The organism is Kitasatospora sp. NPDC059747, assembly GCF_042732955.1.
Classification (GTDB): Bacteria; Actinomycetota; Actinomycetes; order Streptomycetales; family Streptomycetaceae; genus Kitasatospora.
In genome coordinates this window covers 111,725-122,376 of record NZ_JBHWGV010000009.1, presented here as the reverse complement: position 1 = coordinate 122,376, position 10,652 = coordinate 111,725, and the positions used below count along the sequence as shown (strand labels likewise).

11 protein-coding genes are annotated in these 10,652 nt (G+C 76.2%); 9 read left to right on the top strand and 2 right to left on the bottom strand.

The features are described from left to right. From ACFV4G_RS06570 to ACFV4G_RS06535, 8 genes are all read left to right on the top strand, one after another. Nucleotides 1–482 (top strand): GNAT family N-acetyltransferase (locus ACFV4G_RS06570; RefSeq protein WP_380437153.1); only part of this gene is annotated, 482 nt, incomplete at its 5' end. A 102-nt stretch (nt 483–584) separates the two neighbouring features. Further along, complete coding sequence (locus ACFV4G_RS06565; protein ID WP_380437151.1) at nt 585–1,820, top strand: serpin family protein; 1,236 nt, start codon at nt 585–587, stop codon at nt 1,818–1,820. A gap of 74 nt (nt 1,821–1,894) precedes the next feature. Next, nucleotides 1,895–2,665 carry a thioesterase II family protein gene (locus tag ACFV4G_RS06560; protein ID WP_380437149.1) on the top strand — a complete coding sequence of 257 codons (771 nt, stop codon included), beginning with the start codon at nt 1,895–1,897 and terminating at the stop codon, nt 2,663–2,665. Nucleotides 2,666–2,733: 68 nt separating this feature from the next. Further along, complete coding sequence (locus ACFV4G_RS06555; protein WP_380437146.1) at nt 2,734–3,978, top strand: styrene monooxygenase/indole monooxygenase family protein; 1,245 nt, start codon at nt 2,734–2,736, stop codon at nt 3,976–3,978. A 142-nt stretch (nt 3,979–4,120) separates the two neighbouring features. Continuing rightward, entirely contained in the window at nt 4,121–4,558 is a 438-nt protein-coding gene (locus ACFV4G_RS06550) for an archease (protein ID WP_380437144.1), read from the top strand. Nucleotides 4,559–4,570: 12 nt separating this feature from the next. After that, the gene (locus ACFV4G_RS06545; RefSeq protein ID WP_380437142.1) at nt 4,571–5,998 is read left to right on the top strand and encodes an RtcB family protein; all 1,428 of its coding nucleotides are present in this window, start codon (nt 4,571–4,573) and stop codon (nt 5,996–5,998) included. 301 nt (nt 5,999–6,299) lie between these two features. Continuing rightward, nucleotides 6,300–7,271, top strand: coding sequence for an ABC transporter ATP-binding protein (locus tag ACFV4G_RS06540; RefSeq protein WP_380437140.1), 972 nt, complete (start codon nt 6,300–6,302; stop codon nt 7,269–7,271). Then, nucleotides 7,268–8,101, top strand: a complete 834-nt coding sequence (locus ACFV4G_RS06535; protein WP_380437138.1) for an ABC transporter permease — start codon at nt 7,268–7,270, stop codon at nt 8,099–8,101. Before ACFV4G_RS06540 ends, ACFV4G_RS06535 begins: the two co-directional genes overlap by 4 nt. 10 nt (nt 8,102–8,111) lie before the next feature. Here ACFV4G_RS06535 and ACFV4G_RS06530 read toward each other — a convergent pair whose 3' ends face one another. Both ACFV4G_RS06530 and ACFV4G_RS06525 read right to left on the bottom strand, forming a co-directional pair. Next, nucleotides 8,112–8,534 carry a hypothetical protein gene (locus ACFV4G_RS06530; protein WP_380437136.1) on the bottom strand — a complete coding sequence of 141 codons (423 nt, stop codon included), beginning with the start codon at nt 8,532–8,534 and terminating at the stop codon, nt 8,112–8,114. Nucleotides 8,535–8,771: 237 nt separating this feature from the next. Beyond that, complete coding sequence (locus ACFV4G_RS06525) at nt 8,772–9,680, bottom strand: LysR family transcriptional regulator (RefSeq protein ID WP_380437134.1); 909 nt, start codon at nt 9,678–9,680, stop codon at nt 8,772–8,774. A 175-nt stretch (nt 9,681–9,855) separates the two neighbouring features. Between ACFV4G_RS06525 and ACFV4G_RS06520 the strand changes: the two genes are divergently transcribed. Then, nucleotides 9,856–10,524, top strand: a complete 669-nt coding sequence (locus tag ACFV4G_RS06520; RefSeq protein ID WP_380437132.1) for a type 1 glutamine amidotransferase domain-containing protein — start codon at nt 9,856–9,858, stop codon at nt 10,522–10,524. The last annotated feature ends 128 nt before the right edge of the window (nt 10,525–10,652 follow it).

Sequence of the window (10,652 nt, the reverse complement as noted above, 5' to 3'; positions counted from 1 at the left end):
GGGCGGCTTCCCCCCACACCACGCCCGCGAGTGGGGGTTGGGGGGGCCGGCCGCCGCGCGGGCGGGGGTCGCCCGCGGCCCCCCGCCGCTTCACCACGCTGGTCGAACAGCGGTGGGAGGAGGAGGGATTCGGCCTGTTCGCCGTCGAGGTGCGCGGGACCGGCGAGCTGGCGGGCTTCACCGGCCTCGCCGTCCCGCGCTTCCTGCCCGAGGTGCTCCCGGCCGTCGAGGTCGGCTGGCGCCTGGCCCGCACCTTCTGGGGCCGGGGCTTCGCCACCGAGGCGGCGCGGGAGGCCGTCCGCTTCGGCTTCGAGGACTGCGGCCTGGACCGGATCGTCAGCATCGCCCAGATCGGCAACACGGCGTCGGAGCGCGTGATGGACAAGCTGGGCATGCGGGTGGAACGCGAGACGACCACCCCGGCCACGGGCCGCCGCGTGCGCGTCCACGAGCTGACGCGGGAGCAGTACGACGCCCGCTGAGCGCGACCGCCGACCACGCCTGCCGGGTGCGGCGAAAACCGCTGGCCGGAGGCGGCCGGGCACCCCTACGCTCCCGTGCGACGGCCGAGGACAGGGGACTTGATGAGCAGGGCCGGGATCGTACGCAGGGTCAACGAGCTGGGCGCGCGGTGGGCCGGGCACGCGCTGGCGGAGGGGCGGCAGACGCTGCTCATGCCCGCCGGCGTGTGGCCGCTGCTCGGGCTGGTGGCGCCGGCGGGCAGCCCGGCCGTCCGGCGGGACTTGGAGAACGCGCTCGGGCTGCCGGCCGACGCCGCCGCCGACCGGGCGCGCCAACTGCTCGTCCTGCTGGACGAGTTGCCGGGCATATCCGCCGCGCTGGGGCTGTGGACGGCCCAGGGGGTGCGGCCCCGGCCGGAGTGGCTAGCGGGCCTCCCGGCGGACGTGATCGGCCGCCTGACCGGGGACGGCGCGCAGGACCGCAAGGCGCTCGACGCCTGGGCGTCCCGCCGTACGGACGGGCTGATCGACGCCATGCCGGTGCAGGTCGACGACGACACCCGGTTCGTGCTGGCCAGCGCCCTGACCGTGCGGACCGAGTGGATCCGCCGCTTCGACGTCGGCGGCCGGGTGGACGGCGACGCGTGGGGCCGCAAGGTCGAGTACCTGTCGCGGTACACCTCCCTGCTCGACCGGGCGGCCGTCGCCGACACCCCGGCGGGGCCGGTCACCGAGGTGCGGGTGCTCGGCAGGAACGACATCGACGTCCACCTGCTCCTCGGAGAGGCGGACGCCCCGGCGGCCGACGTCCTCGCCGCCGGCTTCGGCATCCTGGCGCACCGCCACCCCCGGGTCACCGCCGACCGCCTGCCCACCGGCGCGCCCGGCCCAGGACTCACGGTCGCCTGGCGGCGCAGCTACGAGCGCGAACCGGTCCTGGGCGTCTGCGTCCCGCAGTTCACCGTCGAGGCCGACCACGACCTGCTGGAACGCCCCGACCTCTTCGGCCTCACCACGGCGTGCCTCCCGTCCGTGACCGAGAGCCGCCTCCCGGGCCTCTCCCAGGACGACGAGCCGCTGTACGTCTCCAGCGCGCGCCAGACCGCCACCGCGTCCTTCGGCCCCCGCGGCTTCCGGGCCGCGGCCGTCACGGCGTTGGGCGTCGCGGCGGGGGGCGCTGCCGCCCTTCCGCCGTACAGCGTCCGCCACGTCCAGGCGGAATTCGGTCGTCCCTTCGGCTTCCTCGCCGTCCACCGCACGACGGGCCTCGTCCTCGCGGCGGGCTGGGTGACGGACCCGGACGCCTACAACGACCCGTGGGCCGCCTTCCTGGACCCGGACGACGAGATGCCCGAGTGACCCCTGGGGCCGGCCGGGCCGTCCTGCGAGACTGGGGGTGGCAGAAGATCGTCCGCTGAGAGAGGTCGCCCCGCATGTTCGGTAGTGCTGCTGTCGAGAGTCCGTGGTTCCGGCGGTTCAGTCCGAGTGACTCGGCGCCCTCGCGCGTCGTGTTCTTCCCGCACGCGGGCGGTGCTGCGAGCTTCTTCGTCGACTACGCGACCGCGCTGGCACCGCACGCCGACGTGCTCGCGGTGCAGTACCCGGGGCGGCAGAACCGGTTCGCGGAGCCCGGGATCGACTCGGTGGCCGAGCTCGCGGAGTGCGTGTACCGGGAGCTGCGGGCCTGGGCGGACCGGCCGTTGACGTTCTTCGGGCACAGCCTGGGGTCGGCGGTGTGCTTCGAGGTCGCCCGGCGCTTCGCGCGGGACGGGGTGGCGGGGCCGGAGCACCTGTTCGTGTCGGCCGGGCGGGCGCCGTCGGAGCCGCGGGACACCGAGGTGCACCTGATGTCGGACGACGGGCTGCTCGCCGAGATCGGGCGGCTCGGCGGCACCGACCAGCGGCTGCTCGCCGATCCGGAGCTGCGCGCCCTGATCCTGCCGGCGCTGCGGGCCGACTACACCGCGATCGAGACGTACCGCTGCGCGCCGGGGGACACCGTGCCGCAGCCGATCACCGCGCTGGTCGGCGACGCCGACGACCGGGCGACGGTCGCGCAGGCGCGGCCGTGGGCCGGGCACACCACGGGCGGGTTCGACCTGCGGGTCTTCCCCGGCGGGCACTTCTACCTGACCGACCAGGCCCCGGCGGTGCTGGACCTGCTCGTCGCGCACCTGCGCGGCCGGTCCGGTTCGGGCTGGTGACGGCGCCCTACCGTTCGACTACCGTACGCATCTGACGTCCAGTCGGTCGAGCCGCCCGGGAGGCGTGCATGCGTCGGATCGCCGTCGTCGGAGCGGGCCAGGCCGGGCTGCAGCTCGCGCTCGGACTGGTCGCCGCCGGGTACGAGGTGACGCTGGTCGCCGAGCGCACGCCCGAGCAGCTGGTCGGCGGGCGGGTGCTGTCCACACAGGCGATGTTCGGCCCGGCGCGGCGCATCGAGGCCGCAGCCGGGCTGGACCTGTGGGCCGCCGACGCGCCCGCCGTCGACACGCTCACGATGGTGCTGGCCGTGCCGCCGGGCGTGCGGGCGCTGGAGATCACCGCGACGCTGGACGAGCCCGCGCAGTCCGTCGACCAGCGGCTCAAGCTGGCGCGCTGGCTGGAGCTGCTGGCCGAGCGCGGCGGCCGGGTCGAGTACCGCACGCTCGACCGGGACGGGCTGCGCGCGCTCGCCGAGCGGCACGAGCTGACGGTGGTCGCGGCCGGGCGCGGCGGCCCGGCCGGGGTCTTCGAACGCGACGCGGCCCGGTCGCCGTTCGACCGGCCGCAGCGGTCGCTGTCCTGCCTCTACGCGCACGGCGTCGGCGCCCCCGACCCGGCCGTCGAGCCGCGGGCCCGGATGTACGCGCTGCCCGGCCTCGCGGACCTCTACCTCCAGCCGGCCCTGACGCTCTCCGGGCCGTGCGCGATCCTGCTGTGGGAGGCGGTGCCCGGCGGGCCGCTGGACGCGTTCACCGACGCGCCCGCGCCGGACGTCCAACTGGCCCGGATCCGCGCCCTGTTGGCGGAGCACCTGCCCTGGGAGGCGGAGTTCTGGCGGCATGCGGAGCCGACGGACGCGGGGGCGGGCCTGTTCGGGGCGGTCACGCCGACGGTGCGGCGGCCGGTGGCCGCACTCGGCGGCGCGCGGGACGTGCACGTGCTCGGCATCGGCGACGCGGTCGTGGTCAACGACCCGATCACCGGCCAGGGCGCCAACAGCGCCGCCCGCGCGGCCGACGCGTACCTGCGGGCGATCGTCGAGCACGGCGACGCCGCCTTCACACCGGCCTGGATGGCGGCGACCGCCGAGGACTTCTGGCGGCAACACGCCCGGCACACCGTGGAGTTCACCGCCACCATGCTCGCCGCGCCGGAGCACGTGCAGGGCGTGTTCGCGGCCGCCGCGCGGCACGAGGCGGTGGCCCGCAGGCTCGTCAACACCTACCCGGAGCCGAGCGACCACGCGGAGTGGCTGGCCACGCCGGAGCTGACGGCGGCGTACCTGGCGGCGGCGGGCGTGCACGGTCGGTGACCGCCCGGCCGCTCTCGCCGCTGCCCGCTCGCCCGGCGGCTCTCGCCGCCGCCCGCCGCCCGGCCGCACTCGCCGCTGCCCGCTCTTGCCGCCGCCCGCCCCACGGGTCGACGCTGGGAGGAGACGGCAGAGGAGGCAGGTCGTGGAGAGTGCCGCGAGCGGCCACCGGACCGTGCCGCACACGGCGGACCTCCAGGTGGAGGCGTGGTCGCCGACGGCCGAGGGCTGCATCGGCGAGCTGGTCCGCGCCGTCGTCGACAGCTTCGCCGACCTCACCGCCGCCGGCTCGGTCGGCGAGCGCGCCTGCACCGTCATCGCGGCGAGCGACGCCGACCTGCTCGCGGGCGTCCTGGAGGAGGTCGTCTACCGGATGGACGCCGACGGCGAACTCCCGACGGCGCTCGCCCTCGGTGCCATCCACGACGCGGACGGCGGCCGGACCCTGGAGGTGCGCTTCGAGATGGCCGACACCGCCACGGCCGCGCTCGTCGGCGCCGTGCCGAAGGCCGTCTCGCTGCACGGCCTGGACCTGCGGCCCGGCCCCGGCGGCTGGACCGGCCGGGTCACCGTCGACGTCTGAGAGGCACCGGCCGTGGAGATCACACTCACCGAGGAGGCCCGCCACCGCTGGCGGATCGACCGGACCCCGCCGATGCGCGTGCCCGGCGTCGTGTTCGCGAGCCGCGAGCTGCTGCCGCAGGCCGCCGGGGACAAGGCCCTCGAACAGGTCGCGAACGTCGCCACGCTGCCCGGGATCGTCCGCGCCTCCTTCGCCATGCCCGACGTGCACTGGGGCTACGGCTTCCCGATCGGCGGCGTGGCGGCGACCGACGTCGAGCAGGGCGGCGTCGTCTCGCCGGGCGGGGTGGGCTTCGACATCTCGTGCGGCGTCCGGCTGCTGGCGGCCGGCGCCGGCCGGGACGAGCTCGACGCGGAGCGGCTGCGCCGGCTGATGGACCTGCTCGACCGGGCCGTCCCGCGCGGCCTCGGGCGCGGCGGCCTGTGGCGGCTGGACGGACCGCGGGAACTGGACGAGCTGCTCGTCGGCGGCGCCCGCTACGCCGTCGAGCACGGCCACGGCGTGCCGCGCGACCTGGAGCGCTGCGAGGACGGCGGGGTCCTGGCGGGCGCCGCGCCGGGCGAGGTGAGCACGCGGGCCGTCGAGCGCGGGCTGCAGCAGGTCGGCAGCCTCGGCTCGGCGAACCACTTCCTGGAGGTGCAGGCGGTGGACGCGGTGTGGGACGCGGAGACGGCGGCGGCCTTCGGGCTGCGGCCGGGGCAGGTCTGCGTCATGATCCACTGCGGGTCGCGCGGCCTCGGCCACCAGGTCTGCACCGACCACGTCCACGCCATGGAGCGCGAGCTGCACCGCTACCGGATCGACGTCCCGGACCGCCAGCTCGCCTGCACACCGGTCGACTCGCCGCGCGGCCGGGCGTACCTGGGCGCCATGATCGCCGCGGCCAACTACGGCCGGGCGAACCGGCAGTTGCTCTCCGAGGCGGCCCGCCGCGCCTTCGCGACGGCCCTCGGGGTCGGCCTGGAGCTCGTGTACGACGTCTCGCACAACCTCGCCAAGCTGGAGACGCACGACGTGGACGGCGTCGCCCGGCGGCTGTGCGTCCACCGCAAGGGCGCCACCCGCGCGCTCCCGGCCGGGGACCCGGACCTGCCCGCCGACCTCGTCCGGGCCGGCCAGCCGGTGCTCGTCCCCGGCACGATGGGCACCGCGTCGTACGTCATGGTCGGGCTGCCCGGCAACGACGCGTTCCACTCCGCCTGCCACGGCGCCGGGCGGGTGTGGAGCCGGCACCAGGCGCTGCGGACGGTGCGGGGCGAGACGCTGCACGGCGAGCTGGAGGCGCGCGGGATCGCCGTCCGGCCCGCCTCCTACCGGGCGCTCGCGGAGGAGACGCCGCAGGCGTACAAGGACGTGGACGCGGTGGCCGCCGTCACCGAGGAGGCCGGGCTGGCGCGCCGGGTGGCCCGGCTGGTGCCGCTGGGCGTCTGCAAGGGCTGAGCGCCGTTGCTGTGCGTGGTGCCGCTGGGCGTCTGCAAGGGTTGAGCGCCGTTGCTGTGCGTGGTGCCGCTGGGCGTCTGCAAGGGTTGAGCGCCGTTGCTGTGCGTGGTGCCGCTGGGCGTCTGCACGGGTTGAGCGCCGTTGCTGTGCGTGGTGCTGCTGGGCGTCTGCACGGGTTGAGCGCCGCGCCCGTCCGGCGGTGTTGCTCGACACCTTCCGCGGGGAAGGCTTTGATGTCCCGGGACCGGGCCCGGGACCGGGCCCGTCGAGGGCCGCGGGGCCGCGAGCGGAGGTGCGGGCCATGCCCAGCAGCAGACCGGTGATCGAACTGCGCGAGCTCACCAAGCGGTACGGCGCCACCGTCGGCATCGACCGGCTGGACGTCGAGGTCGCGGCCGGGGAGGTCTTCGGCCTGCTCGGGCCGAACGGCGCGGGCAAGACGACCACGCTGCGCTGCCTGGTCGGGCTGCTCCAGCCCTCCGGCGGCCGGGTGCGGGTGCTCGGCCTCGACCCGGTGGCCGACCACCGCCGGCTCGCGCCGTCGATCGGCTACCTGCCCGGCGAACTGCGGCTCTACCCCGAGCTCACCGGGCAGCAGACGCTCGACCTCCTCGCCGCGCTCCAGGGCGCCCCGGTGCCCCGCCGGCGCGAGCTGTGCGAGCGGCTCGCCCTCACCCGCGCCGACCTCGGGCGGGCCGTGGGGGAGTACTCGCGCGGGATGAAGCAGAAGCTGGGGCTCGTCCAGGCGCTCCAGCACCGGCCCGGCGTCGTGGTGCTGGACGAACCGACCGAGGGCCTCGACCCGCTCGTCCAGGAGACGTTCTTCGAACTGCTCGCCGAGGAGACCGCCGCCGGGCGGACCGTCCTGCTCTCCAGCCACGTCCTGCCCGAGGTGCAGCGCACGTGCGAGCGGGTGGCGATCGTCCGGCGCGGGCGGCTGGTGACCGTCCGCTCGGTCGCCGAGCTGCGCCAGGCGCGGGCGCGGCGGGTGCGGCTCGTCCTCGCCGACGGGCGGGGCGCCCGGCCGCTCGGCGCCGCCGACCGGTGGTCCCCGCGGTGGGAGGGGCAGTGCGTGGAGTTGGTGGTACCACCGGACGAACTCGTCGAGACGGTCAGGGAGTTGCTCGGGGCGTTGCCGGTGGCGGACCTCACCGTCGAGGAGGCGGGACTGGACGAGGCGTTCCTCGACCTCTACCGCAACTCGGAAGAGCCGGAAGAGGAAGAGTCGCAAGCGGACGAGCCGCCGGCGGAAGAGCCCGAGGAGCGGCCGTGATCGCGCGCACCGTCAACCGCCGCCTCCCGCTGGTCTGGCTCGCCCTGCACCGGCGGCGCCGGATGCTGCTCGGGCTGCTGTTCGGCATGGTCGTCTTCGAGACCCTGATCACCGTGATCACCAGCACCGTCCCGCACGGCGACCTGTTCGGCGCCCGCCGCACCCCGCCCGGCGCGTTCAAGGCCTTCAGCGGTTCCAACGGCGACGTCTCCATCGCCAGTTACCCGGGGCTGCTCGGCGCCGGACTCACCCACCCGTTCTGGATCGCGCTGCACCTGACCGTCATCGGCTCGCTCGGCGCCGCCGCCGTCGCGGCCGACGTCGAGTCCGGCACCATCGAGCTCCTGATGACCCGTCCGCTCTCGCGGCGCCGCCTGCTCGCCGAACGGGCCGGCGCCCTCGTGGCGGCGTCGGTCCTGCTCAACGCGGCGGCGACGCTGACCATCGCGCTCGGGGTCGCGTTCTCGCCGACGCTGCGCGCGGCCGTGTCCGAGGGCGGGGTGTTCGCGGCCGGACTGATGGGCTGCGCACTGGCGTTCGGCCTGACCGGTCCGGTGCTCGCGGTCTCGGCGTTCAGCCGCCGCCGCGCGTACGTGATCGGCGCGGCGGTGGCCCTCGGCGCGGTCGGCTTCGCGCTCAACTTCATCGCCCTGGCGTGGTCCCCCGCCGCGCCGCTGCGGTACCTGAGCCCGTTCCACTACTACGCGCCCGGCGACGTCCTGGCCCACGGGGGCGTGCCGTGGCACTCGTTGGGCGTCCTGGTGGGCGTCGGCGCGGTCGGGCTGCTCGCCGCGTTCCGGCTGCTGGAGCGGCGGGACCTGGCGATCTGACGCCCGGGCTTCATGCCTGTGGGATGGCGCGGGCGGTGCCGGCGGTGCCGGGTGCTCCGGCGGCGCCGGGCGCACTGGAGCGGGCGGCATGCGCGGCGATGGCCTCGGCGGCGGTGAGCGGGAGACCGAGGTGCCGCGCGAGGCAGTCGGGGCCGTGGCCCTGGAGCGCGAACAGGTAGGCGGTCTGTACGCGGGCGTCGTACGCCACGTCGGGGGACGTGGTGGCGGCGAAGTCGCGGTGGTCGAGCAGGTACAGGCGCGGGGTGCCGTCCTGGAGCGTCAGGCGCAGCCGACCGCGGACGATGGGGGCGTCGGCGGGCAGCGCCCCGAGCGGCGGCAGGTGCGGGGACGTGCGGCGCAGGCCGCGCAGCAGGCCGGTGCCGCGGGTGGGGGCGTGCGACGGGGAGAAGCGTGGGAAGGACAGGCGGGTCATGGCGAACCTCCGACGGCCGGGGGCCGGGGGGAGGGCGCGCGCGAGCGGACCGACTGGCGTCAGCGCGCGCCGGGGCGGGGTGCGGAAAGCGGGGAACAGGGCCGACTGTGGCCCGGACTACTACTGGAGTCCATTTCTCTCGCCTCCCTCCCGGTAGGTGCCGCTACGAACCACCAGTAGCGTAGCCCCCCTTTGTGAACTGACCGCCGATCTTGACGGAACCCTGGCGAAGGGGCCTCAGCAGGTGTGCGCGGCCGCGACGAGCCGCTCGCGGACCAGGGCGACGTGCGGATTGGCGGACGCGGCGGGGCGCTGCACCAGGTACGCGGTGTTGATCGGCGGGTCCTCCGGCCGGTGCAGCAGGCGCAGCGCGCCCGAGGCGAGTTCGGCGCGGCACAGGTAGCTCGGCAGGACGCTCCAGCCGGCGCCCGCCGCCGTCGCGTTGACGACCGCCCGCAGGTCGGGGGCGGTGAGGGCGGCGCGGGCGTGCAGGCGCTCGCCGAACACGTGCCGCCAGTACCGGCGGGCGATCGGGAGGTCCGCGGCGTAGCTGAGCAGCGGGACGTCCGCGAGGGCGGCGGGCAGCTCCCGGCCGTCCAGGCGCTGCGCCCAGGCCGGTGCCGCGACGAGGACGAACTCCTCGTCGGCGAGCGGTTCCGCGTGCAGCGTCCGGCCGCGCGGGCGCCGGGTGGCGACGACCAGGTCGTGCCGCCCGGCGCGCAGCTCGGCGAGCAGGGGGTCGGTGAGGCCGGTGGTCACGCGCAACTGGACGCCGCCGGCGACGAGCGGTGCGAGCGCGGGGAGCAGGACGGTGCCCAGGTACTCGGCGGGCCCGGCGAGGTGCACGGGCTCGGGGGTGCCGCCCGCCCGCTCGCCGGTGGCGTCGGCGAGCCGGTCGAGGGGGTCGGCGAGGCGGGCGGCGAGGTCGTCCGCGTACGGCAGGGCGGCGACGCCGCGGGCGCCGCGCTCGAACAGCTCCCGGCCGAGCCGCTGCTCTAGGGCGCGGATCTGCGCGGTGACCGTCGACTGGGACAGTCCGAGCCGGTGGGCGGCGGCCGTGAACGAGCCGGCGCGGTGGACGGCGAGGAAGGTCCGCAGTTGGTTCAGGTCCAGCGGGCCGGAGCCATGGATTTCCCGATCGCTCATGGCGCGAGCCTACGGGACGGCGATGGCCGGGGTGTCGTCCGGAGCCATCGGATTCCCGATACCGGACATCGCCCAGGCCATTGGTGGGCGATGGTGGAGCGCGTCTAGCGTCGGGCCGTGAGCACTCCGGCGGAGGACCGCCGGAGCGTCGGACCGCACCCCTGGAGACTGCACCATGGCCACCATCCTGTTCGTCGTGACCGGCGCCGACGTCTGGACGCTGAACGACGGCACCGCGCACCCGACCGGCTACTGGGCCGAGGAGGTCCTCGTGCCGTACCGCGCCTTCACCGAGGCCGGCCACGAGGTCACCGTGGCCACCCCGGGCGCCGTGGTGCCGGTCGCCGACCGGGCGAGCGTGCCGGACCAGGCGACGGCCGAGGCGATCGCCGCCGTCGCCGAGCTGCGGCGGCCGGTGAAGCTGGAGGACACCGACCCGGCCGACTACGACGCCGTGTTCTACCCCGGCGGCCACGGCCCGATGGAGGACCTGGCGGTCAGCCCCGAGTCCGGCCGGCTGCTGACCAGGGCGCTCGCCTCCGGCCGCCCGCTCGGCGTCGTGTGCCACGGCCCGGCGGCGCTGCTGGCCGCGCGGACCGAGGACGGCGGGTCGCCGTTCGCCGGCTACCGGATCACCGCCTTCACCAACGACGAGGAGCGCCAGGCGGGTCTCGCGGACAAGGCGCCGTGGCTGCTCCAGGACCGGCTGGTCGAGCTGGGCGTGGACTTCGCCGCGGGCGAGCCGTGGGCGCCGCACGTCGTCGTCGACCGCAACCTGGTGACGGGCCAGAACCCGGCGTCGTCGGCGGGGGCGGCCGAGGAGCTGCTGCGCCTGCTGGGCTGATCCGCCCGGCTGGTCACCGGAGTTGGCCGGCGATGGGGAATCGCGGTACCGGGGGGGCGCCCCCCCCCCCCGGGGGGGGGCGCCCGGGGGGGGCCGCGCCCCCGCGGCGCCCCCGCCGCGCCGGGGCG

What these genes read in the sequence shown, in the direction of transcription:
- ACFV4G_RS06525 (WP_380437134.1), bottom strand. Translation starts at nt 9,680, where the DNA reads ATGAGCGATCGGGAAATCCATGGCTCCGGCCCGCTGGACCTGAACCAA.
- ACFV4G_RS06520 (WP_380437132.1), top strand. Translation starts at nt 9,856, where the DNA reads ATGGCCACCATCCTGTTCGTCGTGACCGGCGCCGACGTCTGGACGCTG.
- ACFV4G_RS06555 (WP_380437146.1), top strand. Translation starts at nt 2,734, where the DNA reads ATGCGTCGGATCGCCGTCGTCGGAGCGGGCCAGGCCGGGCTGCAGCTC.
- ACFV4G_RS06565 (WP_380437151.1), top strand. Translation starts at nt 585, where the DNA reads ATGAGCAGGGCCGGGATCGTACGCAGGGTCAACGAGCTGGGCGCGCGG.
- ACFV4G_RS06560 (WP_380437149.1), top strand. Translation starts at nt 1,895, where the DNA reads ATGTTCGGTAGTGCTGCTGTCGAGAGTCCGTGGTTCCGGCGGTTCAGT.
- ACFV4G_RS06530 (WP_380437136.1), bottom strand. Translation starts at nt 8,534, where the DNA reads ATGACCCGCCTGTCCTTCCCACGCTTCTCCCCGTCGCACGCCCCCACC.
- ACFV4G_RS06540 (WP_380437140.1), top strand. Translation starts at nt 6,300, where the DNA reads ATGCCCAGCAGCAGACCGGTGATCGAACTGCGCGAGCTCACCAAGCGG.